The organism is Gemmatimonadota bacterium (genome assembly GCA_016704275.1).
Classification (GTDB): Bacteria; Gemmatimonadota; Gemmatimonadetes; order Gemmatimonadales; family GWC2-71-9; genus Palsa-1233.
Genome location: JADJAK010000002.1, coordinates 370,629 through 395,086, shown reverse-complemented (window position 1 = coordinate 395,086; position 24,458 = coordinate 370,629). Strand labels below are relative to the sequence as shown.

General features: G+C 67.2%; 26 protein-coding genes and 1 pseudogene. 15 read left to right on the top strand and 12 right to left on the bottom strand.

What is annotated here, in order from left to right:
* Nucleotides 1–64: 64 nt before the first annotated feature.
* Both IPG05_05630 and IPG05_05625 read left to right on the top strand, forming a co-directional pair.
* Nucleotides 65–1,395: pseudogene (locus IPG05_05630) on the top strand (NupC/NupG family nucleoside CNT transporter).
* Nucleotides 1,392–2,222, top strand: coding sequence for a purine-nucleoside phosphorylase (locus tag IPG05_05625; GenBank protein MBK6494564.1), 831 nt, complete (start codon nt 1,392–1,394; stop codon nt 2,220–2,222). The pseudogene IPG05_05630 and the gene IPG05_05625 overlap by 4 nt, the downstream one beginning before the upstream one ends.
* Nucleotides 2,223–2,309: 87 nt before the next feature.
* On the opposite strand, the gene thiD is transcribed toward IPG05_05625, so the two are convergent.
* Nucleotides 2,310–3,107, bottom strand: a complete 798-nt coding sequence (gene thiD, locus IPG05_05620) for a bifunctional hydroxymethylpyrimidine kinase/phosphomethylpyrimidine kinase (GenBank protein ID MBK6494563.1) — start codon at nt 3,105–3,107, stop codon at nt 2,310–2,312.
* A gap of 15 nt (nt 3,108–3,122) precedes the next feature.
* Between thiD and IPG05_05615 the strand changes: the two genes are divergently transcribed.
* Nucleotides 3,123–3,878, top strand: a complete 756-nt coding sequence (locus IPG05_05615; protein MBK6494562.1) for an RNA methyltransferase — start codon at nt 3,123–3,125, stop codon at nt 3,876–3,878.
* Nucleotides 3,875–4,669, top strand: a complete 795-nt coding sequence (locus IPG05_05610) for a prepilin peptidase (protein MBK6494561.1) — start codon at nt 3,875–3,877, stop codon at nt 4,667–4,669. Before IPG05_05615 ends, IPG05_05610 begins: the two co-directional genes overlap by 4 nt.
* Here IPG05_05610 and IPG05_05605 read toward each other — a convergent pair.
* From IPG05_05605 to IPG05_05590, 4 genes are all read right to left on the bottom strand, one after another.
* Nucleotides 4,666–5,712, bottom strand: coding sequence for a hypothetical protein (locus tag IPG05_05605; GenBank protein MBK6494560.1), 1,047 nt, complete (start codon nt 5,710–5,712; stop codon nt 4,666–4,668). The genes IPG05_05610 and IPG05_05605 overlap by 4 nt on opposite strands.
* 485 nt (nt 5,713–6,197) lie before the next feature.
* The gene (locus IPG05_05600) at nt 6,198–7,220 is read right to left on the bottom strand and encodes a hypothetical protein (GenBank protein MBK6494559.1); all 1,023 of its coding nucleotides are present in this window, start codon (nt 7,218–7,220) and stop codon (nt 6,198–6,200) included.
* A 104-nt stretch (nt 7,221–7,324) separates the two neighbouring features.
* Nucleotides 7,325–7,957 (bottom strand): hypothetical protein, encoded by a 633-nt coding sequence (locus IPG05_05595; GenBank protein ID MBK6494558.1) that lies wholly within the window; start codon nt 7,955–7,957, stop codon nt 7,325–7,327.
* 131 nt (nt 7,958–8,088) lie between these two features.
* Nucleotides 8,089–8,469 carry a hypothetical protein gene (locus tag IPG05_05590; protein MBK6494557.1) on the bottom strand — a complete coding sequence of 127 codons (381 nt, stop codon included), beginning with the start codon at nt 8,467–8,469 and terminating at the stop codon, nt 8,089–8,091.
* Nucleotides 8,470–8,554: 85 nt separating this feature from the next.
* Between IPG05_05590 and IPG05_05585 the strand changes: the two genes are divergently transcribed.
* On the top strand, nt 8,555–9,757 hold the full coding sequence (locus IPG05_05585) for a hypothetical protein (GenBank protein ID MBK6494556.1): 1,203 nt from the start codon (nt 8,555–8,557) through the stop codon (nt 9,755–9,757).
* Here IPG05_05585 and IPG05_05580 read toward each other — a convergent pair.
* Nucleotides 9,754–11,013, bottom strand: coding sequence for a DUF445 domain-containing protein (locus tag IPG05_05580; protein ID MBK6494555.1), 1,260 nt, complete (start codon nt 11,011–11,013; stop codon nt 9,754–9,756). The two genes, IPG05_05585 and IPG05_05580, sit on opposite strands and share 4 nt — an antisense overlap.
* A gap of 268 nt (nt 11,014–11,281) precedes the next feature.
* Here IPG05_05580 and ffh point away from each other — a divergent pair, with 268 nt between their 5' ends.
* The 8 genes from ffh (at nt 11,282) to IPG05_05540 (ending at nt 16,861) form a co-directional block, all read left to right on the top strand.
* A complete protein-coding gene (ffh, locus tag IPG05_05575) occupies nt 11,282–12,619 on the top strand; it encodes a signal recognition particle protein (protein MBK6494554.1) in 1,338 nt (445 codons plus the stop codon).
* Nucleotides 12,620–12,640: 21 nt separating this feature from the next.
* Nucleotides 12,641–12,880 carry a 30S ribosomal protein S16 gene (gene rpsP, locus IPG05_05570; GenBank protein ID MBK6494553.1) on the top strand — a complete coding sequence of 80 codons (240 nt, stop codon included), beginning with the start codon at nt 12,641–12,643 and terminating at the stop codon, nt 12,878–12,880.
* 4 nt (nt 12,881–12,884) lie between these two features.
* Nucleotides 12,885–13,412 carry a 16S rRNA processing protein RimM gene (rimM, locus tag IPG05_05565; GenBank protein MBK6494552.1) on the top strand — a complete coding sequence of 176 codons (528 nt, stop codon included), beginning with the start codon at nt 12,885–12,887 and terminating at the stop codon, nt 13,410–13,412.
* On the top strand, nt 13,412–14,125 hold the full coding sequence (gene trmD / locus IPG05_05560; GenBank protein ID MBK6494551.1) for a tRNA (guanosine(37)-N1)-methyltransferase TrmD: 714 nt from the start codon (nt 13,412–13,414) through the stop codon (nt 14,123–14,125). The genes rimM and trmD overlap by 1 nt, the downstream gene beginning before the upstream one ends.
* 36 nt (nt 14,126–14,161) lie before the next feature.
* A complete protein-coding gene (rplS, locus tag IPG05_05555) occupies nt 14,162–14,515 on the top strand; it encodes a 50S ribosomal protein L19 (GenBank protein ID MBK6494550.1) in 354 nt (117 codons plus the stop codon).
* Nucleotides 14,516–14,698: 183 nt separating this feature from the next.
* The gene (locus tag IPG05_05550; GenBank protein ID MBK6494549.1) at nt 14,699–15,271 is read left to right on the top strand and encodes a hypothetical protein; all 573 of its coding nucleotides are present in this window, start codon (nt 14,699–14,701) and stop codon (nt 15,269–15,271) included.
* 47 nt (nt 15,272–15,318) lie between these two features.
* Complete coding sequence (locus IPG05_05545; GenBank protein MBK6494548.1) at nt 15,319–15,708, top strand: BlaI/MecI/CopY family transcriptional regulator; 390 nt, start codon at nt 15,319–15,321, stop codon at nt 15,706–15,708.
* A gap of 1 nt (nt 15,709) precedes the next feature.
* On the top strand, nt 15,710–16,861 hold the full coding sequence (locus IPG05_05540) for a M56 family metallopeptidase (GenBank protein ID MBK6494547.1): 1,152 nt from the start codon (nt 15,710–15,712) through the stop codon (nt 16,859–16,861).
* A gap of 27 nt (nt 16,862–16,888) precedes the next feature.
* Here IPG05_05540 and IPG05_05535 read toward each other — a convergent pair whose 3' ends face one another.
* The 4 genes from IPG05_05535 to IPG05_05520 form a co-directional block, all read right to left on the bottom strand.
* Nucleotides 16,889–17,368, bottom strand: coding sequence for an arsenate reductase ArsC (locus IPG05_05535; GenBank protein MBK6494546.1), 480 nt, complete (start codon nt 17,366–17,368; stop codon nt 16,889–16,891).
* Entirely contained in the window at nt 17,365–18,447 is a 1,083-nt protein-coding gene (gene arsB / locus IPG05_05530; GenBank protein MBK6494545.1) for an ACR3 family arsenite efflux transporter, read from the bottom strand. Before arsB ends, IPG05_05535 begins: the two co-directional genes overlap by 4 nt.
* Nucleotides 18,444–19,328: an arsenite methyltransferase gene (locus IPG05_05525; GenBank protein MBK6494544.1), complete on the bottom strand. Its 885-nt coding sequence runs from the start codon at nt 19,326–19,328 to the stop codon at nt 18,444–18,446. Before IPG05_05525 ends, arsB begins: the two co-directional genes overlap by 4 nt.
* Nucleotides 19,329–19,394: 66 nt before the next feature.
* On the bottom strand, nt 19,395–19,718 hold the full coding sequence (locus IPG05_05520) for a winged helix-turn-helix transcriptional regulator (GenBank protein MBK6494543.1): 324 nt from the start codon (nt 19,716–19,718) through the stop codon (nt 19,395–19,397).
* A gap of 147 nt (nt 19,719–19,865) precedes the next feature.
* Between IPG05_05520 and IPG05_05515 the strand changes: the two genes are divergently transcribed.
* The gene (locus tag IPG05_05515; GenBank protein MBK6494542.1) at nt 19,866–20,510 is read left to right on the top strand and encodes a ribonuclease HII; all 645 of its coding nucleotides are present in this window, start codon (nt 19,866–19,868) and stop codon (nt 20,508–20,510) included.
* Nucleotides 20,511–20,516: 6 nt separating this feature from the next.
* Here IPG05_05515 and IPG05_05510 read toward each other — a convergent pair whose 3' ends face one another.
* Nucleotides 20,517–21,143, bottom strand: a complete 627-nt coding sequence (locus IPG05_05510; GenBank protein ID MBK6494541.1) for a TetR/AcrR family transcriptional regulator — start codon at nt 21,141–21,143, stop codon at nt 20,517–20,519.
* Between the two features lie 50 nt (nt 21,144–21,193).
* Complete coding sequence (locus IPG05_05505) at nt 21,194–21,841, bottom strand: carbonic anhydrase (GenBank protein MBK6494540.1); 648 nt, start codon at nt 21,839–21,841, stop codon at nt 21,194–21,196.
* A gap of 161 nt (nt 21,842–22,002) precedes the next feature.
* On the opposite strand from IPG05_05505, the gene IPG05_05500 reads away from it, so the two are divergent.
* Complete coding sequence (locus IPG05_05500; GenBank protein ID MBK6494539.1) at nt 22,003–24,441, top strand: fused MFS/spermidine synthase; 2,439 nt, start codon at nt 22,003–22,005, stop codon at nt 24,439–24,441.
* The last annotated feature ends 17 nt before the right edge of the window (nt 24,442–24,458 follow it).

The window sequence follows — 24,458 nt, the reverse complement described above, 5'->3', positions numbered from 1 at the left end:
ACCGCCGCCGAGCGCTTTGCCTCGCTCAGCGACGGACTCGACATCTCCCTTCACCGACCGCCTGATGGGCATCGTCGGGATGGTGACGATGATCGGGCTCGCGGTGCTGATGAGCTACGACCGGAAGCGGATCAACTGGCGCCTCGTCGGCAGCGGCGTCGCGCTGCAGGTCGGCTTCGGCCTCGTGGTGCTCAAGACCGATGTCGGCCGGGCCTTCTTCCAGACCGTCGGCGGGTGGATCACCTCGCTGCTCGGCTTCCAGGAACAGGGGGCGCGCTTCGTCTTCGGCAACCTGGTGCAGAGCAACGTGCCGGTCGGCACCGCGGGCGCGAATGGCGCCCTCGACACCACGGCCGGGTTCCTGGCCAACACCGGGGCGTTCTTCGCCTTCTCGGTGCTGCCGACGATCATCTTCTTCTCGGCGCTGATGTCGGTGCTCTACTACCTCGGCGTGATGCAGTGGATCGTGAAGGGCCTCGCCTGGGGGATGCAGAAGACCCTCGGCACCTCGGGCGCCGAGACGCTGTCGGCGTCGGGCAACATCTTCCTCGGCCAGACCGAGGCGCCGCTGCTGATCAAGCCCTTCGTCGGGCGGATGACGCAGTCCGAACTCGTCACGGTGATGGTCGGCGGCTTTGCGACGGTTGCCGGCGGCGTGCTCGCGGCGTACGTCGGCATGCTCTCGGGGATGCTGCCCGGGATCGCGTCGCACCTGCTCGCGGCGAGCGTGATGAACGCCCCGGCCGGTCTCTATCTCGCGAAGATCCTCCGTCCGGAAACTGAAGTCCCCGTCACGCAAGGGAGCTCACCTTGGCGGAGACCAGGCGAAGAGCCCAGCGGGGGCCGCCGCCCCTTTATCGTCCGAAAAGAAGGGAATCGAGCGTGATCGAGGCCGCCGCAAATGGCGCGGCGCAGGGCGTCCAGCTCGCGATCAACGTCGCGGCGATGCTGATGGCGTTCGTGGCGCTGATGGCGATGTTGAACGCCGGCCTCGGCTGGGTCGGCGGGTTCGTCGGCATCGAAAACCTCTCGCTCCAGCTGATCCTCGGCACGCTGCTGCGGCCGCTCGCCTTCGTCATGGGCGTCCCCTGGGCCGACACCGCGTACGTCGGTGGGCTCATCGGCCTCAAGACCTCGCTCAATGAGTTCGTCGCCTACGCGCAGTTCGCCGGCGACCTCGGCAGCGGCGTGGTGCTCGAGCCCCGTTCGGCGATCATCCTCACCTATGCATTGCTCGGCTTCGCAAACTTCTCGTCCATCGCGATCCAGATCGGCGGCATCGGCGGCCTCGCGCCGGAACGCCGCGGCGAGATCGCCAAGTTCGGCCTCAAGGCGATGATCGCCGGCAACCTCGCCGCATTCATCTCGGCCTCACTCGCGGGGATGCTGGCATGACCAGCAAGACGCTCGTCGACCACGCGGCGATCGCCGCGCACACCATCACCGAGGCGATCGGCCCGCGGAAGCCGGCCGTCGCCATCGTCCTGGGCTCCGGTCTCGGTCGCCTCGCGGACTCCGTGCAGAACGCCGTGCGGATCCCGTACGACATGCTCGCCGGCTTCCATGTGCCGTCGGTGGTGGGTCACAAGGGCGAGCTGGTGGTGGGGACGCTCGGCGGCACCGAGGTGATCCTGCAGAGCGGTCGCTTCCACATGTACGAGGGCCACAGCGCGCAGGAAGCGGCGCTGCCGGTGCGCGTCTTCTCCTTGCTGGGTGCCACGACGCTGATCGTGACCAACGCCGCCGGTGGCATCCGGCGCACCTTCCAGCCCGGCACGCTGATGCTCCTCAGCGACCACATCAACCTCACCGGCCGCAACCCGCTCGAGGGCCCCGTCTTCCCGGGTGACACCCGCTTCCCCGACATGAGCGTGGCCTACGATGCCGCGCTCCGCGCCCGCGCGAAGCAGGTCGCCGCCAGCCTCGGCGTCACCATGGAGGAGGGTGTCTACTGCGGCCTGCTCGGCCCGACCTACGAGACGCCCGCCGAGGTGCGGATGCTCGAGCGTCTCGGCGCCGACGCGGTGGGGATGAGCACGGTGGTCGAAGTGATCGCGGCGCGCGCGCGCGGGATGCGCTGCCTCGGCATCTCGCTGGTTACCAACCCCGCCGCTGGCACCTTCGCGGGAACGCTGGACCACAGCGAAGTGATGGAGGTGGCGGGGAAGGCGGGGGAGACGCTGGCCAAGATCGTTGCGGGGGTGGTTTCAGAAAGCCGATGATCGATGATCGATGATCGATTGGTGGCGGTGGGTAATCAATGTTCGCCGACGGGGAGATTGTATCGATCATCGACCATCGATCATCGATCATCGCTGTACTCCGTGCCACACCGGCCCATTCCCCCCACCCAGCCCCGGCGCCGCGTGGATGGCGGCCTGCAGGTAGGTCAGCGCCTCGGGGACGGCGCGGTCGAGGTCGAAGCCGAGGGCGAGTGCGGCGGTGATGGCGGCCGAGAGGGTGCAGCCGGTGCCGTGCGTGGCGCGGGTGTGTTGCCTGGTGCGGGTGAAGCGCTCCACGCCGTCGGGCGTGACCAGCACATCCACGAGGATGTCGCTCTTGAGATGACCGCCCTTGATCAGCGCGGAGCCGGCGCCGAGGTCGATGAGCGCCTTGCCCGCGTCAACCATCGCCTCGGGTGTGCGCACGGGGCGGTCGGTGAGGATCTCGGCTTCGTCGAGGTTGGGGGTCACGCAGAGGGCGAGCGGTAGCAGGTTGACCCGGACGGCGTCGACGGCATCCATGTCGAGCAGGCGATCGCCGGAGCTGGCCACCATCACTGGGTCGAGGACGTAGCGTCGCCAGCCGTGCGCGGCAATCGTGAAGGCCACCAAGTCCACCAGCTCACGGGTGGCGAGCATGCCGCTCTTGAAGGCCGCCGGCGGCAGGTCCTCGGCCAGGGCCGCGAGTTGCGCCGAGATCACGTCGGCGGGCACCGGGTGAACGGCGCGCACGCCCATGGTATTTTGTGCGGTGATCGCGACGATCACCGAGGTGCCGTAGACGTCCCACGCGGCGAATGTCTTGAGGTCGGCCTGGATGCCGGCGCCACCTCCCGAATCCGATCCGGCAATGGTCAACGCGATCTGCCGTGCCTTCTCTGTCACCCGACCCCCGAGTCTATGGCCCTGCTGAGCACGATCCGCGACCTGCACCGCCGCAAGGCGCGCGAGCGCCGCGGCCTGGCGCTGGCGGAAGGGGTGCGCCTGGTGGAAGAGATGCTCGCCGCGGGCGTCGTGTGCAAGGGCGCGGTGGTGGGACCGACCCTCGAGGCCACGCCGCGTGGTGCCGCCTTGCTCCAGTCGCTGCAGGACGCTGGCGTCGTGGTCGAGCACCTCAGCGACGAGCAACTCGACGAGGTTGCCGCCACGGAGCAACCGCAAGGCATCGTGGCGGTGTACCAGCCGCGCCACTGGACGCTCGACGCGATGATCGCCGCGCCGAAGAAGCCGGTGGTCATCCTCGATGGTGTCCAGGACCCGGGCAACGTCGGCACCATCGCCCGGACGGCCCTGGCGTTCGGCGCGGCCGGTATCGTGGCCTTGCCGGGCACGGTGGACCTGACCAACCCGAAGGTGGTGCGCGCCGCGATGGGGGCGCTCTTCCTGGTGCCGCACCTGCACGCCGACGATGTCGCCACCTTTGCCTGGCTCAAGCAGCACCATGTGGCACCGTGGGCCACCAGTATGGACGGCGAGCCGCTCGGTGCTGCTCCCGCCGGGCCGATCGCCCTGTTGCTCGGCAACGAGGGCGCGGGGCTCCGGCCAGAGCTGGTGGTGCACGCCGAGAAGCGGGTTGCGATCCCGATCGCGCCCGAGGCCGAGTCGTTGAACGTGGCCATTGCCGCGGGGATCCTCCTCTATCAGGTGACGCGGTGAACTTCACTCCGCCCGGTGGTGATGTCTGGTGGCCGCTCGCCGCCTTCGCGGGGGCGTTCGGGCTGCTGCTCGGTTCCTTCCTGAATGTCTGCATCACGCGGTGGCCGGCGGAGTTGTCGGTGGTCGCACCGCGATCGCGCTGCCCACGGTGCGGCTACCAGATCACCTGGTACGACAACATTCCGATCCTCTCGTGGCTGATGCTCGGCGCCAAGTGTCGGCAATGTGCGCTGCCGATCCCGATCATGTATCCGCTGGTTGAACTCGCGACCGGCATGATCTGGGGACTCGCCGTGGCGTGGTATGGCTTCGAGGTCGAGGCGGCGCGTGCGGCGACCTTCGGGACGCTGCTCCTCGGCATCGCGATGACCGATGCGCGCGAATACATCATCCCCGACGAGTTCTCGATCGGCGGCACGGTGATCGGGTTGGGCTTTGCCTTCCTCGGCGGCGCACTCGGTTGGCAGCCGGCCCTGCTCGGTGCGGTGGTGGGGTACGGCCTGCTCTGGCTGATCGCCGTGGTGGGGCAGAAGGCGTTCGGTGAGGAGGCCATGGGCGGCGGCGACGTCAAGATGATGGCGATGATCGGCGCCTTTCTCGGCTGGCAGGGCGTGCTGCTCACGCTCTTCCTCGGCGCGCTCATCGGCACGCTGATCTTCCTCCCGATGCGGCTCATGGGGAAGGAGAAGCTGGTGCCGTTCGGGATCTTCCTCGCCATCGGTGGCGCCGCCTACTGGGTAGTGGGCGACGCGATGGTGACGTGGTACCGGGTGAGCGTGCTGGGGCTCTAGGGGCGCGCGGGCGGTGCGGGCTCGACGATGCGGTAGAGCTGCAGCTCGAAGGGGGGCTCGTAACCACCATCCTGATCCGCGCAGAGTAGAGCCAGCCACCGATCACTCACGCTCACAAAGCGGTCGACTCGATAACATGGGAGTATCAATTCGCCGAGGACTCGAGTGCCGCTGATGACTATTGCTCTGGTTGAGTCACGGTGTGATCCGACTATCCAAAGACGTCCTCGTCCGTCAAAATTGAGTCCATGAATCGCGGCGATCGGGGGTCGGTCAGAGGCAAACAGGGCGCGGATGGAATCGAGGTTTGGGCCTGGCATGCGCTGCCCAGTCGGACCAATGGTTCCGCTTCTCGCAACACGAGCATACGCGCCAATCGTTTCTGTGAGTTCGATCGGTCCGCGGACTCGTGAAACAGCTGGGACCGCGAGGGAATCAACCAGATCACCATTCACATTGAAGTACCAGATCACTGGGGCACGCGGATCAAGCAGCGCGATAATCCCATTGCGGATCGCAACGATCGGCCATGGATAGGTGGCGGAGACTCCACTGCGCTGATCGAGCGCTTTGCGGAGCTGCGGGTGTCGAGCGTCGAGCAGAACCCGGGGATTCCTGGCATCGGGCGTGCGGAGCATCAGGGTCGGCGCCGTCCGGCGCATCGCCCAGTCAACATTGAATTCGAGGACCCCGTCATGCCCGGCAGCTAGCGGGACCAGATCATGTCGGATCGGCCGCTCTCCTAGCAGCTTCCCTTCCTTGCTGTATCGAATTTCGACTAGCCGCCCAGTCTCGTACGCGATCAACGTATCTCCGATCCACCATGTTCTCGGCGGGAAACCGATCTCCCCCGGGCCAGGTCCGCCCGGGCCAGCGCCTCCGTTGAGGCGCCCCATTGAGTCCACAAATCGGATTCGGGGTGTGGCATCCGGTGCGAAAATCAGTGCGACCTGACCGTCCCCGCCAACCGCGATCTTCCTGATGCGATCGGCGATGCTGTCGACAATGGAGTCGCCTCGGTGCACCAGCTCCAGCCGTGGCATCTCGCCCTCGACAGCCGGGAGCTTGGCTGCTGCTGGTCGCTCAACGCCGCAGCCTGCGCAGGCGATCGCGCTGCTCAGTATCAAGGCAGCGCGATGCCCCGCCCGCAGGTCAGTTACCCGAGCAGTCAAGATCACCCGTTGCCCACCACCCGGTACCGTTGGTGCAGTTGTGCATCGAGACACCAGAATACTGCGTGGCGGAAGTGTAGTATTGCGCGACATTACTCACTGTGTAAACCCACCACGGCTTGACGGAAGACCACTCCTCGCCCGCTCCTTCCTCAGCGGACACACCGGACGGGACGAGGATCGCTGCGGCCAACATCACTCTTGTCATCGCGCTTCGAATGGTCATGCTTTGCTCCTTCGGATGAGAGGGGACTCGCGGCCGGTGGACGTGTATGTGAGTCGGGTGAGAGGCGCTTAGCCGCATTTCACGCTACCCCCCCCGGGGGGGGGCGTCAAGGGTGGCGGGCCCCATCGCACTACGGCTCCGACTCCACGATGCGATAGAGCTGCAACTCGAACGGCGGATCAGCGCCTTCGCCCTTCGAACAGTGCAAGGCGAGCCAGCGATTGCTGATGCTCACGAATCGCCCGACCCGAAAGCACGGCAGCATGATGGTGCCGAGGGTTCGTGTGCCTGAGAGCACAATGGCACGTGTGGAGTCGTTGTGCGGGCCGACGATCCAGAGCCGGCCACGGCCATCGTAGTTGACCCCGTGCACAAACGCGACCGGTGGACGATCCGCCTTGAAAAGTCGCCTCACGGAATCGATGTCGGGGCCTCGGTAGCGCTCGCCATCGGGGCCGACGGTCCCGCTCCGCGACACGCGCTCGAACACTTCCAGCTCCTCAGCTGCCTCATACGGGCCGCGCATCCTCGCGGCACCATCCAGCACGACAGAGTCCAGCAGCTTCCCCGCGAAATTGAAATACCAAACGGTTGGCGTGTGCGGTTCGACCAGCGCAATGATCCCGTTGTGCATGGCCACGACCGGCCACGGATAGGTGATCGCGGGGCCCGGTCGCTTGGCGAGTGCGGCGGCGAGTTGCGGATGTGCGGCGCCGAGCGCTTCACGAACCCCTTCCTTGCCCCAGGGCCGGAGTGAAACGACGGGCGGGCTTTGTGACGCTTCCCAGTTGGGATCAAAGGTCAGCAGCCCATCGCTGCCGGCGGCGAGCGCCACTCGGCCCGGGGTAATTGCTCTCTCACTCAGCAGGATCCCGCTCCGATCGAAGCGAATCTCGACCGCACGTTTCGATTCGTCGACCACGAGGGTGTCGCCGACAAACCAATGCCGCGACGGATAATCCAATTCGCCCGGGCCTTCGCCGATTCTCGACGCACCACCGGTCCAGAAGCCTGTCGAATCGACGAAGCGGATCAGCGGGATGCCACCTTCTGTCGGATAGAAGGCGATCCGCCCCGTGGTGTCGACGGCGATGTTGTGAATGCGCGCGTCCACGTAACTGGCACCTATCCCGGCGAGGTGGACCAGCTCCACGCTCGGTAGCTCAGCACTGGCCGTCGGCACGATAGCGACCGGCTCTGGTTCCTCGGCGCAGCTGGTGGCTAGCAGTAGTGCTCCGGCTAACGCCATGCGGCGCATCACGGCGTCGGCTTCTCGACAATCCGGTACAACTGCAATTCCGTCGGCCAGTCGCCGTCCTCCACCTCGCACTCCAGCACCATCCATCCGCCGCGGCCGAACGCGACGCGAATCCCCACGCCGCTTGCGTAGCAGGGAAGCATCACGCGTCCGACGAACGTCGTGTCGGAGAAGAGGTCCACCGACGTCGAGTCTCGCGAGACGCCGACCACCCAGAGCCGGCCGAACTCATCCACGTGCAGCGGGTTGCGAGTGAAGTGACGGATTGATTCGCGCTCGAGGGTGTCGAGACGACCGCGGTCGTCGGCGAGCGGGATCCGCTCCCCATTCGGTCCGCGCATGAAGCGAGGGGTCTTCATGATCCGCGCCCGGGTTTCCGCCAAGGCGCGCGGCCCGAAGCGGTTGCGTGCGATCGCGTGGACAAAGCTACTGATGGGCGTGCCGTCATTCTTGAAGGTACTGATCCGATACTCCCACGGATCGGCAACCCACATGCGGTCCGTCGTCGCTGTGTAGGAGAATTGCGTCGGCGAAGTGGCCTGCCCGGTTCGCTTGGTGATCGCCGTGGTGAACATCGCATTCGTCGAGTCGAAGAGCACCCGGCCCTCGCTCTTTCCAATCGCGGAGCGCATCACGCGCGGGCTCTGCCCCGGACGCGGAGTTGCATTCCAATGGTCCACGGAGTCAGGATGCCACACCAGGCGGCTATCAAACCCCTCGATGCGCCGTTCGCGGAGCAACTTCCCACTGAGCGTCATGTCGATCAGTGCCTTTCTCGATCCGAGTTATAGATCTGAAGCGTGTCCCCGCGAACCTCAAGAAAGGCCAGGCCGCGCAGCTCCCCCGGTCCCTCTCCCTCTCGCCCGAACGCTTCGAGCAGCCGGCCCGTTGAGTCAATGCGCCGGAGCATCGGACCTTTGTCGAAGGACGACTGATAGATCACCGAGCCGTCTGACACCACGTCGAACATCAGGAACCGCTCCTGGGGCAGGTCTTCCTCCGCAATGGCCAGCGGCCGTCGCTCGAAGGTCGGCATGCCGCTGCCCGCCACGGGCAACGTGGCCGGCGGGGCGGGGACTTCCTTGGCGCAGGCCATCGCTCCGAGGAGCAACAACATGGCAACCGGGTAGCATCGAAGCGGCATGGCGGTCTCGGGGTGCGGTGAATTCACCAGCGGGGCCTGCTACACTTCCGGCGACTCATTATCGGGTGGGATACCAGTGAAGCTAATGCGCGTCCTCGTCTGCAGCCTGATCCTGATCGCCGGTGCCTGCCGAGGGGAACCGGTGGTTGATGCCCAGTCGCTCGACCAGAAGGAGCTGGCGGCACTGGTGGACTCGCTCATGCCTGGCGTGGCCAAGGCCACTGGCCTTGAGTTCAAGAGCACGCCGGTCACCGCGGTCCGCACCCGTGAGCAGGTCCGCACCTATCTCCTTGCCAAGCTCGCCAAGGAGCTGCCACCGGCGCGCCTCGACGGCATCGTCACGACGTACCGCCTGTTGGGGCTGATCCCCGACACACTCGACGTGCAGAAGCTGTTCGTGGATCTTTATACCGAGCAGGTCGCCGGCTTCTACGATCCCGACTCCACCAAGCTCTTTGCCGTCGCGGGCGGCGATCGGGCGCAGTTGCGCCTGGTGCTGGCACACGAGCTGGTGCACGCGCTGCAGGATCAGTACGTCCCGCTCGATTCCATCCTGGGGAGCACCGACGATGCCGACCGGCTCGCCGCGGCGCAGGCCGTGCTCGAGGGGCAGGCGACGCTCGTGTCGCTCACCGCGATCCTCCCGGGGCAGGACTTCGTCAACGACGACGGCTTCTGGGAGAACTTCCGCGACCAGCTGCGCGGCAACGCGTCGAGCATGAAGGTCTTTTCGACGGCGCCGCTCATCCTGCGGGAGGGGCTGACCTTTCCCTACGTGCAGGGGGCGGAGTGGCTGCGCTGGTTCGCCAAGAACCACGCCGGTGATCAACCGTTCGGTGATCGGCTGCCGCGCTCGACCGAGCAGATTCTCCACCCCGATCGCTACGCCGCGAAGGACATGCCGGTGGTGGTGCGCTTCACCGACGACACCACGGGCGTCCTGCACGAGGACACCTTCGGCGAATTCGAGATCGCGGTGCTTCGGTCGGTGTTGGTCGGCATCAATGAAGTGCCCACGCAGGTGGCGTTCGGGTGGGGCGGCGACCGGATGCGGCTCCTCGCGTCGTCCGAGGGCGCTGCATTGGTCTGGGTGACCGTCTGGGACGATTCGCGCGTCGCGGCCCGCTTCAAGACGCAGATTGCCGATCGGTTGGCAGCGCGCGTGCGCCCGGGATACCGCACCACCGCGGAAGCGCTGGACGTCGGCGGCAAGGCGGGGGTGCGGGTGGTGGTGGCGCCGACGGCGTGGGCGCGGTGGAGTGCGCTGCCGGGGGTCGAGCTGCGCTAGAGGAAGCGCGACAGCGTGTAGATCACCAACCCCGCCGCACCGCCCACCAGCGTGCCGTTGAGCCGCACGAACTGCAGGTCGCGACCGACCGCGAGCTCGATGCGGCCCGCCGCGACTTCCGGGTCCCAATCCGCCACCGTCGTCGCGATGAGGTCGGCGATCTCCTGTCGATGCTGCTCCAGCAGCGACGTGATCACCTCGGTGATGAAGCGATCCACCTCGGCACGCAGCTCCTCACTCCCCGACAGCGAATCGCTCAGCCCCGCGAGAATCTCCTCGAGCGGCTCCAGCGACGTCCCCTCCGGATCGGCGCGATAGCCCGCGGCCGCGAGGCGCGTCTTGTCCCACACGCTCGACACCAGCTCCTCGACGATCGGATGGCCGAGGAGGTCCACCTTCATCCCCTCGATCTTGGCGATCATCTCGGGCGACGTCTTCATCCGGGTGATGAAGTCGTGCACGATCCCGTCGAAACGCTTTCGCATCGGATGCAGCGGGTCGTTGAGCATCTCGCCGATCAGCCGCTCGACCGCCCCGATCAGCCGGTCGGCGACCGCGTCGCGCAGCCCCACCGGCACCCAGCGCGGGCTCTCCTGGCGAACCCGCTCGCGGATCGAGTCGTGGCCATCCCTGAGCGCCCCGCCGACCAGCTTCATTACCTCGTTGAGCAGTTCCTGCGGGCGGCCACCCGCGGCTGCCACCGTCATGACCTCGCTCACCAGCGGGGCGAGCTTGACCCCTTCGAGCCGGCTGACCGCGCTCCGCTGGACGAACTCCCGCACCTCGACCTCGGGGAGCGCCTCGACGGCGCGCGCCAGCCCGCCGGCCAGCTGCTTGGCGAGCCGGCGGCGGTTGGCCTCCTGCTGCATCCAGTCGGCGGCCCGCTGGGCGGGGTGGATCCCGGCCAGCCGCGCCTCGAGCACCGTCCGCGAGAGGAAGTGGTTCTGGACGAAGTTGCCGAGGATCTTGCCGACCCGGTCCTTCTGCTTCTGCATGATGGCGGTGTGGGGGATCGGGATCCCCAGCGGGTGCCGGAAGAGCGCCGTCACCGCGAACCAGTCCGCGATCCCGCCCACCAGCGACGCCTCGGCCGTGGCCCGCACGTAGGCCAGCCAGGGATAGACGTCCTCGTTCATCTTGGCCACGATGAAGACGATCAGGGCCACGACCAGGAGCCCGGTGGCGGCCATCTTCATCCGCTCGAGGGCGGCTCGGCGGGTGGCTTCGTCGGGGAGGGGGAGGGGGGTGGGGATCATATGGGTGGGGAATCTACGGAGGGTTGGGGTGGCATGGTTTCATGGTGGAACGGAGAGGGCTGGGCTCTTCGAGTTGTCATCCTGAGCGAAGCGGCGGCTCGGCCGCCGCGCAGTCGAAGGACCTCTTGCCGATGCGCTGGGACAGAGGTCCTTCGACTCCGCCCGCTGCGCGGGCTCCGCTCAGGATGACAGCCTTGAGGTCGCCGCATCCCCAATTCGGTGCGCCCATCTTCCCTTTTCCACACCCGCAGCGCTATTTTGCCGGGCTATGTTCGATGAGCTCTCCTCCAAGTTGACCGATACCCTGCGGCGCCTCAGCGGCCGCGGGGCACTCAGCGAGGAAGCCGTCCGGGAGGGGCTGCGGGAGATCCGCAGGGTCCTCCTCGAGGCCGACGTGTCGTTCGAGCTCACCGGCGAGTTCCTCGCGCGGGTGCAGGCGGCGGCCGTCGGGCAGGAGATCATCAAGTCGGTCCGGCCAGGGCAGATGCTGGTCAAGATCGTCTACGACGAGCTGGTCACGCTGCTCGGCGAGAAGCAGGCGCCGTTGGCCTTCGTGTCGGTGCCGCCGACGATCCTGCTGATGGTCGGGTTGCAGGGCAGCGGCAAGACGACGACGGCGGGCAAGCTCGCCAAGCGGCTCAAGGCGGAGCAGAAGGCGCCGTTCCTGATCGCGGCTGACGTCTATCGTCCCGCCGCCATCGATCAGCTGCGGACGCTGAGCGAGCAGGTGCAGGTCGGCTTCCATGGCGAGCCGGGCGTGACGGACGTGGTGGCGATCGTGAAGCGCGGCATCGAAGCGGCCTCCAAGGCGCGCGCCCGCTCCGTGATCGTGGACACCGCCGGCCGGTTGCAGCTCGACGAGACGCTGATGGACGAGCTGGTCCGGCTCAAGGCGGCGATCAAGCCGCACGAGATCCTGCTGGTGGCCGACGGCATGACCGGCCAGGACGCGGTCCGGATCGCGAAGGGGTTCCACGACGCCCTCGGCATCACCGGCGTCGTGCTGACCAAGATGGACGGCGACTCCCGCGGTGGCGCGGCGCTCTCGATCTACGGCGTGACCAAGGCGCCGATCAAGTTCGTCGGCACCGGCGAGCAGCTCGATGCGCTGGAGCCCTTCCATCCGGACCGGATGGCCGGACGGATTCTCCAGCAGGGCGACGTCCTGACGCTGGTCGAGAAGGCGCAGCAGAACGTTGACGAAGAAGACGCCAAGCGGCTGGCGCGGAAGGCGACGTCGAAGAAGGGACTCGACCTCGACGACTTCCTCACCGCCATGCGGCAGATGCAGAAGCTCGGTCCGTTGAAGAACGTGCTCGGCATGCTCCCCGGGGTGAACCCGGCCATGCTCAAGAACGCCAACGTGGACGAGAACCGGATTCGGCATGTCGAGGCGATCGTGCTCTCGATGACGAAGGCCGAGCGGAGTGACCCGGACGTGATGAACGGGTCGCGCAGGATGCGAGTCGCCCGCGGGTCGGGGCGAACCGTGCAGGAAGTGAATCAGTTGCTGAACCAGTTCAAGCAGATGCAGAAGTTCATGAAGGTCGCGGGCAAGCCGGGGGCGAAGATGCCTTTCGGTGGACGTTCGTTCCCCCCGCGCTGAACCGCTCCACAGGAGTTCGAGATGGCCGTTCGTATCCGCCTGCGCCGCGAAGGGCGCAAGAAGTTGCCGATGTACCGTATCGTGGTCGCCGACAAGGAAGCACCGCGCGACGGTCGCTTCATCGCGACCATCGGCTCGTATCGCCCGAAGGAAGAGGCGAATCTCTTCTCGGTGGACGTCGACAAGGCGCGCGAGTGGATCGCGAAGGGCGCCGTGCCGAGCGACACCGTGGCGGCGCTGTTCAAGAAGGCTGGCGTCTGACCTGATGACCGAACCGGCCGCGCCCCCGATCGTGGTAGGGCGGGTGCGCAAGCCGCATGGGTTGAAGGGCGAGCTGGCGATCTTCCCGCTGACCGATGACCCCGAAGGGGTCTTCGTCGCCGGGCAGGTGATGTCCCTGCTCGACCTCCGGGGCGACCCGGTCGGCGAGATCGCGATCGAGCAGGCCCGCGTCTATCACCGCGAGGTGTTGATGCGGATCGCCGGGCACCCCGATCGCGACGCGGTCGAGGGATACCGGGGTCTCTTCCTGGCGGTGCCGCGTGACATTCTCACGCCGCTCGCCGAGGGTGAGGTCTATCAGCAGGAGCTGGTGGGCTGGGCGGTGCGGGACCTGGCCGACGAGCCGCTCGGGATCGTCTCCGCGGTGTACGACATGCCGCAGGGATTGCTGATCGAAGTGCAGGGCCCGAAGCGGGAGTTTCTCCTCCCCTTCCGGAGCGAGACGGTGAAGGTGACGGACCGCGCGAACCGCCGCTTGGTGGTCGAGGTTCCGCCCGAACTGATGGGGTGATGGTGCTGACGGTCAACGTGGTGACGCTCTTTCCCGAGGCGATGGCGCCGTTCCTGGCGGCGAGCATTCCGGGCAGGGCACAGGCGGCGGGGCTGGTCGACTATCGACTGGTGCAGCTGCGCGACTTCACCCACGACAAGCACCACACCGTGGACGACGCTCCCTTTGGCGGGGGCGCGGGGATGGTGCTGAAGGCAGAGCCCTTCCTCGAGGCGGTGGAGTCGGTGGGGCCAACCGGTCCCGTGGTGGTGATGTCGGCCCGAGGCCGGAAGTTCACCCACGACGACGCCGTACGCTGGTCGCTCGGCAGTGCGCTGACGATCCTCTGCGGGCACTACAAGGACATCGACCAGCGGGTGGTCGATCTCCTCGGCGCCGAAGAGATCTCGCTCGGCGACTTCGTCCTCTCGGGGGGCGAGCCCGCGGCCCTCTGCGTGATCGATGCGGTGGTCCGGCTGCTGCCGGGGGCCATCGGCGACCACGAGTCGGCGAGCAGTGATTCGCACTACGACGGACTCCTGAGTCCGCCGAGCTACACGAGGCCCGCCGAGGTGCGCGGGCAGAAGATTCCCGAGGTGCTGCTCTCGGGCAACCATGCGGCGATTGCCACGTGGAAGCAGCAGGAAGCGGAACGCATCACGCAGGCGAGGCGCCCAGATCTCTGGGATGCCCACATGGCAACGGAGCGCCAGGACACCGGCGCGAAGTCCTGACAATACCACCGGCGCGACTCGCGCCAGGAGCACGACATGGGAATGGAAATTCTCGACCAGATTTCGCGCGAAGGGCTGCGCACCGACCTCCCGAAGTTCGACGCCGGTGACACCGTCAAGGTGATGGTCCGCGTCCGTGAAGGCGAGAAGGAGCGCCTCCAGGCGTTCGAGGGCGTCTGCATCGCCAAGAAGGGCGGCGGGATCAACGAGACCTTCACGGTCCGGAAGATCTCGGCCGGCGTCGGCGTCGAGCGCGTCTTCCCGCTCCACTCCCCGATGTTCGCGACGCTCGAGGTGGTCCGCCGTGGCCGCGTCCGCCGCGCCAAGCTGTACTACCTGCGCGCGCTGTCGGGCAAGGCGGCCCGGATCAAGGAAAAGCGGGATCGGTAGTCTTTCAGCCGCGGCCGTCAGGCCGCGGTTGGTCGTAAGTCATAAGTCGTAAGTCATAAGGGGCCCCGATGAAGAGTCGGGGCCTCTTTGCGTTTGGGGAGCGATTGACAGGGTGTCGGTGTGCTATATAATTAGCAGAGTGCTAATTTTTTACCACCTTTCCCCTGGTGCAGGAGGGCTCTCATGCGCGATTCCCCCGAGGTGACGATCCGGGCACTCACCCGCGTGGCCGTGGCATTCACCCTCATGCAGCAGCTGGGTGCCGTCGCCGCCATTGGACAGACGCCGGCCGCCACGACTCCAGCGCGGCTGTCCTTGGCGGAGGCACGCGAGGGCATCGTGGCGGCGACCAAGCGCTGGGACCAGGCTCGGCTGGCGCTCGACACGGCCGCGCTGAGCCGGGCGCTGCTCCCCGAGTTCTCTGCCGTGATGAGTCCGATGAATGCCGATTCGCGGCTCGCGCGGGCCGAGTTTCTCGCCGCAATCCTCACGCCGCCTGCCGGGCCGCGCCTCACCCGATTTGATTCCAGCATCCTGACCGTGATCCGTACCCCGACCGGCTTTGAGACGGTCGTGCAGGAGAAGCTCGAATTCACGGGTCAGAACTCTGCTGGCGCCGACACTCGGCAGTACGCCCTCTGGGTCACTCGGGATGGTTGGCGGCAGGTCGATGGCGAATGGCGGCTTGCCTCCAGCGTCGCGATCGGCATGCAGGGCTGGAATGCGCCGACGCGTCCACCGTTCGCCGACTGGTGACGTGCAACGGCCTCTCCCCACTGTCACTCGCGCCCCGGAGTCGCTGCATGTCCCGTTCTGCCTTGCCACAACTCAGTCGACGTGAACGCCAGATCATGGACGTCATTTTCGGGCTCGGCCGCGCGACGGCGCGCGAGGTGCACGAGGGGATCGCCGATGCACCGAGCTATTCCGCCGTTCGCGCGCTGTTGCGCGTGCTTGAAACGAAAGGCCACCTGACGCACGTCGAGGATGGCCCGCGGTATCTCTTCATTCCGACGATGTCACGGGCCAAGGCGCGCACCCTGGCGCTGAGGCAGTTGGTGGACACCTTCTGGGAAGGGAGTGCATCGCGAACGGTGGCCGCGCTGATCGATTCGCGCGACCACCCGATCTCGCAAGTCGAACTCGACGAACTGGCCGCGCTGATCGCCTCGGCGCGGGCCAAGGGGAGGTAGCATGTCGATGCTGGACTTTGGCCTCGGCGTGCTCAAGCTCACCACGCTGCTGCTCTTCGTCTCGGCCGTCGCGCACCTGTTGCGGCACCGCTCCGCCGCAGTGCGTCATCTCATCTGGATGACCGGGCTTGTCGGAGCGGTTGCCTTGCCGGTGCTGACCGCCGTGCTGCCCACGTGGGAGCTCGTGGTCGGCGTGCCGGCGCGTGCCGCGTCCGCGCCGTGGTCGGCAGGGTCATTCCTCGTCGGACCGGCCGGCACGGCCTCCTCGGTGTCCGGGGGCAGTCTGGTGATCATCTGGGGCATCGGTGCAGCGCTGATGTTGCTCTGGATGCTGGGCGGCGAATTCCGGCTTCGGGCGAGACTGCGCATCAGCACGCATCGGCTCTCGCCGGAATGGCGTGTCGCGATCGAAGCGGCGGGATCGCTGCCATCGGGTCCCTTCGCGGTCCGCTTCGTGGAGTGCGCGTGGCTCGACGCGCCGTGCACGTGGGGAGTGCTTCGCCCACTCATCCTGCTGCCGACGGATGCGGACCACTGGTCTCCAGCGCAGCGACGGTATGCAGTGCTGCACGAACTCGCGCACGTCGCCCGCGGCGATCTCGCGGCGAACCTGCTGGCGCGGCTCGCCTGCGTGGTGCACTGGTACCATCCGATGGTCTGGTCGATGGCGGGCGCGGCGCGGTTGGCGCGGGAGGAAGCCTGCGACAATGCGGTGCTCGGGCAGGACGTCGTGGCGTCCGACTATGCCGCCCTGCTCCTCTCCCTGGGCGTCGGTCGGGATTCCGTCACGGCAACGCTGGCCCCGGCCCTTGGGCTGGCACACCACTCGACGCTCGGGATCCGCCTCTGCGCCCTCCTGGACGAGACGCGTGATCGCTCGCTTCCACGTCGAGGGAAGATCGGCCTGACCGCCGCGCTCGGTTCAGTGATGCTGGCGGGCATCGCGATGGCGGCGCCAGCGCAGCAGCGAGCGGTCGGTCGGACGGTCGGCACGGGTCAGCAGGGTGGGATGGCACAGATCGCAGCGCGTGTTTGCGCGGACCGCCGGCCCGGGCGTGGGCCGCAGATCTTCAGCGTTGTGGTCCGCGACTCCACTCGGACGCCGAGCCAATACACGATGACCGTGAACTGCAGTCGGGCGCCGTCGAAATAGAGTCCGGGAGCTCGACCCGCCCCCTCATCACTCCCGGTGGATGCGTGTGGCTGCCCGGGTGAGCTCCTCCGCCCCCATCGCCTCGATCGGCAGCGCCAGCAACCGCGTGATCCGTGCGTCGAGCGCCTGGTACGTGTCCTCGAAGGCGCGCAGCGCGGCGCTTCGCTCGGTCTCGTCGGCGGGGTCGGGCAATCCCCAATGCACCTGCGCCGCCGCCCCCGGAAAGAAGGGACACGCCTCGGCGGCATTGTCGCAGACGGTGATTACCAGGTCGTAGGCCACACCCTCGACCTCGTCGAGCCGTTTCGGCACGCGGTCATTCCACTCGATCCCATGCGCCGCGAGCGTCTCCACCGCGTAGGGGTTCACGCGCGGTGCAGGGTGCGATCCGGCGCTCGCCGCAACCACGCGGCCGGCCCCGCGCGTGGCCAAGAGTGCCTCCGCGATCTGGCTGCGCGCGCTGTTGCCGGTGCAGAGGACGAGGATCTTGAATCGGGACACGGTCATGCGGTGATACCCTCGGCAGGGAAGTAGCGTCGACGCGCCCAGAGGGCCACGTACACCAGGCCGACCAGCGCGGGGACTTCGATCAGTGGCCCGACGACGGCGGCGAGGGCCTCGCCCGAGCCGATGCCGAAGGTGGCAACGGCGACGGCGATCGCCAGTTCGAAGTTATTGCCTGCCGCCGTGAAGGAGATCGCGGATGTCGTCTCGTAACTGAAGCCCATCTTCCACGACGCCCAGAACGCGAAGCCGAACATCACCGCAAAGTAGATCAGCATCGGCAGCGCGATCCGCACGACGTCGAACGGCGCCTCAATCAGGCGATTCCCCTGCATCGCGAACATCAGCACGATGGTGTAGAGCAGACCGAGCAGGGCGGTGGGGCCGATCCTCGGCAGGAACACCGACTCATACCAGACCGCGCCGCGGCGTGCCACCAGCGTCCTCCGCGTGAGGTAGCCGGCGACGAGCGGCACACCGAGGAAGACCAGGACGCTCATGGCGATCTGCGCCATCGACACGTCGAGCACCGCGGTATCGGCGCCGAACCATCCGGGCACCACCGTGAGGTAGAGCCAGCCGAGGACGGAGTAGGTGACGATCTGGAAGACCGAATTGAGCGCCACCAGCACGGCGGCCAGTTCGCCCGATCCGCACGCCAGTGAGTTCCAGATCAGCACCATGGCGATGCAGCGTGCCAACCCGATCAGCACGAGGCCGTTGCGGTAGTGGGGCAAGTCGGGGAGGAAGATCCAGGCCAGCGCGAGCATCAGCAACGGACCGACGACCCAGTTGAGCACGAGCGACGTGCCGATGAGCCGTCGGTCGCGGGTGTGCTGGCCGATGGTCTCGTAGCGGACCTTGGCGAGCACGGGGTACATCATCCAGAGCAACCCAAGCGCAATCGGCACCGAGACGCCCTGGATCTTGATGCGGTCGAGCACCACGCCGAGGTCGGGAAAGAGCCGCCCCAGCAACAGCCCGGCCGCCATCGCGGCGACGATCCAGACCGGGAGGAAGCGGTCCAGCGTCGAGAGACGCTTGAGGATCGGCGCATCGATGGCGTCGGCGGTGCTGGTCACGAACAGCAGCCCGGCGCGCAGCAGGCCGCAGCCTTCGGCTTCGTGGCGCGGACGAACCCTGCCATGAACTTCCCGTCGATCTCGGCGACGTTGGCCGCGTCGAGTCCCGCGCCGGTGAGGAAGGTCGCGGCGTCCTCGGCCAGGTAGATCCGCGTCGGCTCGATCGACGGCGCCTCGAAGCCGACCTCGGTGAGCAGGTTCAGGAATTCCTGCTCCTCGAGCGCGCCCGCCACGCAGCCGACCCAGAGCTCCATGCTGCGCCGCACCGCCGGCGGCACGTCGCCGCGCACGATCACGTCGCTGACCGCGAAGCGCCCGCCCGGCTTGAGGACGCGGAATGCCTCGGCCAGGACGGCGCGCTTGTCGCCCGAGAGGTTGATCACGCAGTTGGAGATGATCACGTCGACGGAGTTGTCGGGGAGCGGAATGTGCTCGATCTCGCCCTTGAGAAACTCGACGTTGGTCGCATTGGCTTCGGCGGCGTTCTTCCGGGCGAGGGCGAGCATGTCGTCGGTCATGTCGAGGCCGTACGCCTTGCCGGTGGGCCCCACGCGCCGCGCCGAGAGGAGGACGTCGATGCCGCCACCGGAGCCGAGGTCGAGGACCGTCTCGCCGGGGTGCAGTTCGGCCAGCGCGGTTGGGTTGCCGCAGCCGAGGGAGGCGAGGACGGCGGCGTCGGGGAGGACGTCGGTCTGACCGGTGAGGTAGAGGTTCGAGGTGATCGGGTCGACGGTGCCGTCGAAGGCGCTTGCGCCGCAGCAGGACGACGTCGGTCCGCAGCAGGAGGCCGGCTCGGCGACCTCGAGGACGCGGCGCGCGGCGGCGCCGTACTTCTCGCGGACGGTGTTGCGCAGTTCGGTGGCGTTCGGTTCCGGGGTCATGATCTATTCCTCACGTGGCAGTGTTGTGCACCAAGAAATCTTGATATGTTCAACCCGACAACAGACTTACTTGCAGCAGGCCCACCACTCCTTGCGGCGCGGCGAGGTCGGAGTGGCCAGCTCGACCAGGGCGGCCTGGACCATCTCGAGGGCATCGGGGGCCAGGGTGTAATAGACCCAGCGCCCCTCGCGCCGGTCGGTCACCATCCCGGCGTCCTTCAGGGTCTTCAGGTGGAACGAGAGCCGCGACTGCGCGGCGTCCAGCGTGCCGGTCAGTTCGCAGACGCAACGCTCGCCGCCACGCAGCGCCTCGAGGATGCCCAAGCGGGTCTCATCGGAGAGCGCGTGGAACATGCGGGCGAGGGCGGCTTGGGGGGCCAGAGTGGTCATGGGATTCAATGTATCAAGAGAAATTGATGTGTCAAGTGACCAGTGACCAGTGACCAGTGACCAGTGACCAGTGACCAGTGACCGGCCCCCTGGTTACGGGTCACAGGTTACAGGTCACCCACTGCGATCTCCCCTTAGCTTTGAGCTATGCCCATCACCGCCCCCCTCGATCACGAACATCTGGCCTGGGCCACCGACCACCTCCTCATCGGCGTCGACGAGGTAGGGCGGGGACCGCTGGCCGGGCCGGTCGTGGCGGGGGCGTGTTGCTTTGCGGTCGGCCACGCCGGGATCAGCGGCGTGCGCGACTCGAAGGCGGTGAAGAAGGCGGCGGAGCGGGAGTCCTTGGCGCTGAGTATTCGCAGGGAGGCGCAGGGGTGGGGATTGGGAGCGGCGAGTGTGGCTGAAATCGAGCGGCTCAATATCCGGGTGGCGACGGCGCTGGCGATGCGGCGTGCGCTGGCGCAGTGTCGACGGATGCTCGATGCGAATGCGCACGTGCTCGTGTTGGTCGATGGCATGCCGGTGCCCGAGCTCGGCACGCCGCACCGCGCGCTCGTGAAGGGCGATGCCAACTGCCACGCAATCGCCGCGGCCGCGCTGCTCGCGAAGGTCGCGCGCGACCGCCTGATGCGCTCACTGGGTGCGCGCCGCCCCGGCTATGGCTGGGAGAGCAACATGGGGTACGGCTCGGCCGGCCACATGAGCGCGCTCCGCACGCAGGGGATGACACCGCACCATCGGAAGTTGTTCTGCCGAGGGATCTTGGAGCAGGGGGAGATGTTCGGGTAGCGTCAGCTACGGTGGCGTCGCGATCGCGGTGAAGACCAGGTCGGTCAGAAAGGCGGTGGTGGATTCGTCGGCATCGCCGCGGGTAACCTCGGTCAGCGACGGCAGGTGCTCGGCGAAGTACTTCTGCATGTGCGAGCTCTCCACGACGGTGGACACCAGGGCCACCGGATACCGGTACGCCGGATTGACCTCGAGAATCAGGTCGGCCACCGTGCGGCAGAGCCGCTTGTAGCTCCGGAACATCCCCTCCCGATTGTCGGCGTCCACGTCCGCATGCAGATACGCCTTTGATGACTCCGCCACCACCACGCGGTACAGGGCCTCCTCGTCGATGCGCGGGGTGGAGTAGTCCTGACGGATCCGCTGGGTCAGCTCGCGCAGTGCGAGGCGGAGCCGCTCCTCGGGGCGATCGACGTTCGTCGTGGCGAGCTCCAGCCGGTACTCCATCCAGCTCCAGTACCAGGCCGTGAGATAGAGCAGCAGCCGGTGCTTGCTCTTGAAGTAGCGGTAGACCGAGGCCTCGGTCGTGCCAATGCGCTCGGCGAGCTTGCGGAAGGTGAACGCCTCGTAGCCGATCGCGTCGAGCATCAGGATGCCGTGCTCGACGATGCTCTCCCCCAGGTCGCTCGACATGGGGTCCTTCAGGTACAGCGTCTCGTCCAGCTGCAGCGCGATCCGCTGGCTCACGCCGCCCCGAGGAGCATGCGCGAGTCGTAGAACTCCACGGCGCCCGACTCGACGTCGTACATCCCGCCAACGAGGGCGATCTCGCTGTTGCGGACCATCTCGGCGAGCAACGGGCTGCGCTCCATGATCTGCTCCTTGACCAGCATCACGTTGAGCTCGGCCACCCGCTCCACGAAGGCGGCGTTGGCAGAGGTGCGATTGTCGAGCGTCTCCGTCTCCATCGCGATGGCGTCCTCGACCTTCTGCAGCAGGGTCGTGAGGTTGCCGAGTCGGACGCCGTCGCAGGCACCCTTGATCGCGCCGCAACGGCTGTGGCCGAGGACCACGACGGCCTTGGCGCCCGCGACCTTGCAGGCGAACTCCATGCTGCCGAGGATGTCGTCGTTGAGAATGTTCCCGGCGATCCGGCAGGAGAAAATGTCGCCGAGTCCCTGGTCGAAGATCAGCTCGGCCGAGGTGCGCGAGTCGATGCAGCTGAGCACGATCGCCATCGGGTGCTGGCCGTCACTCGTCTCGTTGACCTGCTGCAGCAGGTTGCGATTGGCCTTCAGGTTGTTGACGAAGCGCTCGTTGCCCTTGCGGAGGACATCGAGGGCCGTGAGCGGGGTCAGGGCGTCGCGCAGTTCGCGGGTCAGGGTACGCATGGGACTGTCCGGTCGAGAGGGGAGTGGGCCGGCGATGGCGGCATCGCGGTCCAGCGTGTAAAGCTCCGAGTAATGATAGTAATACTATTGTCCCTAGGGGCCGTCAAGCGCCCCGCTCTCCGCCCCTTCCAGCCGGGCGATCCTCGCCCTACCCTTCCGCGATGCCCACCCCCACTTCGATCGCCGACGAGGGGTCCCCAAGACGCCTGCTCCTGCTGCTGCCACTCTTCGTGGCCAGCGGCGCCGCCGCCCTGATCTACGAGATCGTCTGGTTCCAGCTCCTCGGTCTCGTGATCGGTGCCTCCGCCGTCTCGATCGCGGTGCTGCTGGCGACCTTCATGGGCGGGATGTGCATCGGGTCCCTCTTCCTGGCCCGGCGGGTCTCGTCGGCGCGGTCGCCGCTCAAGGTCTACGCGGCGCTCGAGGCCGGGATCGGAGTCTGCGGCGTCCTGGTGCTCTTGATCCTGCCGTATGCCGGCGGGCTCTATGCGGCGGTCGGCGGGTCGGGGCCCTTCGGCCTGCTGCTCCGCGCACTGCTCGCTGCGCTCTGCCTGCTGCCCCCCACGATCCTGATGGGCGCCACCCTGCCGGCGATTTCGCGCGAGGTGCGCGCCACGCCCGAAGGTATGAGCTACCTCGGCATCCTCTACGGTGGCAACACGCTCGGCGCGGTGGTCGGCTGCCTGGTCGCCGGCTTCGTGCTGCTGCGCAACTTCGACGTGGTGACGGCGACCGGCGTGGCCGTGTGCCTCAACCTGCTGATCGCCGCGGTGGCGTGGTTCATGGCGGGATCGCGCGCGGCAACGCCGGAGGTTGCCAGTGCACGCGCCACCGCCTCGCTCCCTGCCGGGAGCTGGCCGGTGTTGCTCACGCTCGGACTTTCGGGCCTCACGGCACTCGGCTCTGAAGTGGTCTGGACCCGCATCCTCTCGCTGCTGCTCGGCCCGACGACGTACACCTTCTCCTTGATTCTCGGTGGCTTCCTCGCCGGGCTCGGGCTCGGTTCATCGGCCGGCGCGTTCCTCGCACGCTTCATCGCCAATCCGCGCGCCGCGCTCGGCTGGTGCCAGTTCCTGCTGGTGCTTGCGCTCGGCTGGGCGGCGTGGTCGCTGACGGCGGCGCTGCCGTACTGGCCGATCAATCCGTCGCTCTCGTCGGCGCCGGCCTACACCTTCCAGATCGACATCATTCGGGCGCTCTGGGTGGTGCTCCCCGGCGCACTGCTCTGGGGCGCGTCGTTCCCGCTCGGCCTCGCTGCCCTCGCCTCGAAGGACGACGACCCGGCGCGCCTGGTCGGCGTGGCCTACGCCGCGAACACGCTGGGCGCCATCATCGGGTCACTGCTGACGTCGCTGGTGTTGATCGGAACCATCGGCACGCAGGACACGCAGCGGGTGTTGATCGGATTGGCCGCGCTTTCGGCGCTGCTGACACTGGCGCTCGTCGTCGGCGAGCAGGGACGACTCACGCTCGCACCGCGCGGCCTCCTCGCCGCTGGTGGTGCGGCAGCGCTGGGGCTCTGGGTGATCTCGACCGTCGGCGTGATTCCACCGCTGCTCGTGGGGTACGGCCGTTTCATGGCCTATCGGATGAATGCGCACGGCGACTTCATCTATGTCGGTGAAGGGACCAACTCGACGGTCGCGGTGTCGCAGCTCGAGAACGGCGTCCGCAACTATCACAACGCCGGCAAAGTGCAGGCGTCGAGCGAGCCGCAGGACATGCGGCTGCAGCGGATGCTCGGGCACTTCACCACGCTGCTCTCGCCGAAGCCGAGCGAGGTGCTGGTGATCGGTTTCGGGGCGGGGGTGACGGCGGGGGCAGTGAGCATCGACCCGATGGTGGAGCACGTCACGATCGCAGAGCTCGAGCCGCTGGTGCCGAAGGTGGCGGGGGAGTATTTCCGCGAATCGAATCACGGCGTGGCTCAGAATCCGAAGGTGACGGTTCACATCGATGATGGTCGCCACTTCCTGCTCACCAGCAACACGATGTACGACGCGATCACCGCCGACCCGTTCGATCCGTGGACGCGTGGTGCGGCGTCGCTCTCGACGCTCGAGTTCTACCAGTTGGCGCGGAAGCACCTCAAGCCCGGTGGCGTGATCACCGTCTGGCTGCCACTCTACGAGAACACGATTGCGTCGGTGCAGAGCGAGATCGCGACCTTCCTCGAGGCGTTTCCGAACGGCGTCGTGTGGGGCAACACCAACATGGGGCAGGGCTACGACCTGGTCCTCTCCGGGACGGTGGGCGATGCGCCGATCGATGTCGAGGCGCTGGCGGCTCGGCTCGGTCGGCCAGAGTACGCCGCGGTGACCCAATCGCTCACCGAGATCGGCTTCCCCACGCTGGAGTCGTTCCTGGGGACCTTCGCCGGTCGAGGACCGGAGTTGAGGCCCTGGGTGGCGGGCGCGGACCTGAACCGGGACCGAAACCTGCGGCTGCAGTATCTGGCCGGGCTCGGGCTCAACAGTTACGACCAGAATCTCATTTACCAGGCGATCCTCGGGTATCGTCGGTGGCCGGAGGGCTTCTTTACCGGCAACCCGGTCCAATTGGCGGCCATCATGGCCCAGTTGACCGGGGTTTCTCCGTGACCCGCCCCTCCCGGGGG

What these genes read in the sequence shown, in the direction of transcription:
- IPG05_05595 (MBK6494558.1), bottom strand. Translation starts at nt 7,957, where the DNA reads ATGCGCTCCGCGATTGGAAAGAGCGAGGGCCGGGTGCTCTTCGACTCG.
- trmD (MBK6494551.1), top strand. Translation starts at nt 13,412, where the DNA reads ATGGTGCTGACGGTCAACGTGGTGACGCTCTTTCCCGAGGCGATGGCG.
- IPG05_05615 (MBK6494562.1), top strand. Translation starts at nt 3,123, where the DNA reads ATGGCCCTGCTGAGCACGATCCGCGACCTGCACCGCCGCAAGGCGCGC.
- IPG05_05625 (MBK6494564.1), top strand. Translation starts at nt 1,392, where the DNA reads ATGACCAGCAAGACGCTCGTCGACCACGCGGCGATCGCCGCGCACACC.
- IPG05_05525 (MBK6494544.1), bottom strand. Translation starts at nt 19,328, where the DNA reads ATGACCCCGGAACCGAACGCCACCGAACTGCGCAACACCGTCCGCGAG.
- IPG05_05550 (MBK6494549.1), top strand. Translation starts at nt 14,699, where the DNA reads ATGCGCGATTCCCCCGAGGTGACGATCCGGGCACTCACCCGCGTGGCC.
- IPG05_05545 (MBK6494548.1), top strand. Translation starts at nt 15,319, where the DNA reads ATGTCCCGTTCTGCCTTGCCACAACTCAGTCGACGTGAACGCCAGATC.
- IPG05_05580 (MBK6494555.1), bottom strand. Translation starts at nt 11,013, where the DNA reads ATGATCCCCACCCCCCTCCCCCTCCCCGACGAAGCCACCCGCCGAGCC.
- IPG05_05605 (MBK6494560.1), bottom strand. Translation starts at nt 5,712, where the DNA reads ATGCCACGGCTGGAGCTGGTGCACCGAGGCGACTCCATTGTCGACAGC.
- IPG05_05520 (MBK6494543.1), bottom strand. Translation starts at nt 19,718, where the DNA reads ATGACCACTCTGGCCCCCCAAGCCGCCCTCGCCCGCATGTTCCACGCG.
- IPG05_05535 (MBK6494546.1), bottom strand. Translation starts at nt 17,368, where the DNA reads ATGACCGTGTCCCGATTCAAGATCCTCGTCCTCTGCACCGGCAACAGC.
- IPG05_05590 (MBK6494557.1), bottom strand. Translation starts at nt 8,469, where the DNA reads ATGCCGCTTCGATGCTACCCGGTTGCCATGTTGTTGCTCCTCGGAGCG.
- IPG05_05515 (MBK6494542.1), top strand. Translation starts at nt 19,866, where the DNA reads ATGCCCATCACCGCCCCCCTCGATCACGAACATCTGGCCTGGGCCACC.
- ffh (MBK6494554.1), top strand. Translation starts at nt 11,282, where the DNA reads ATGTTCGATGAGCTCTCCTCCAAGTTGACCGATACCCTGCGGCGCCTC.
- IPG05_05585 (MBK6494556.1), top strand. Translation starts at nt 8,555, where the DNA reads ATGCGCGTCCTCGTCTGCAGCCTGATCCTGATCGCCGGTGCCTGCCGA.
- IPG05_05505 (MBK6494540.1), bottom strand. Translation starts at nt 21,841, where the DNA reads ATGCGTACCCTGACCCGCGAACTGCGCGACGCCCTGACCCCGCTCACG.
- IPG05_05540 (MBK6494547.1), top strand. Translation starts at nt 15,710, where the DNA reads ATGTCGATGCTGGACTTTGGCCTCGGCGTGCTCAAGCTCACCACGCTG.
- rplS (MBK6494550.1), top strand. Translation starts at nt 14,162, where the DNA reads ATGGGAATGGAAATTCTCGACCAGATTTCGCGCGAAGGGCTGCGCACC.
- rimM (MBK6494552.1), top strand. Translation starts at nt 12,885, where the DNA reads ATGACCGAACCGGCCGCGCCCCCGATCGTGGTAGGGCGGGTGCGCAAG.
- IPG05_05500 (MBK6494539.1), top strand. Translation starts at nt 22,003, where the DNA reads ATGCCCACCCCCACTTCGATCGCCGACGAGGGGTCCCCAAGACGCCTG.
- rpsP (MBK6494553.1), top strand. Translation starts at nt 12,641, where the DNA reads ATGGCCGTTCGTATCCGCCTGCGCCGCGAAGGGCGCAAGAAGTTGCCG.
- IPG05_05510 (MBK6494541.1), bottom strand. Translation starts at nt 21,143, where the DNA reads ATGTCGAGCGACCTGGGGGAGAGCATCGTCGAGCACGGCATCCTGATG.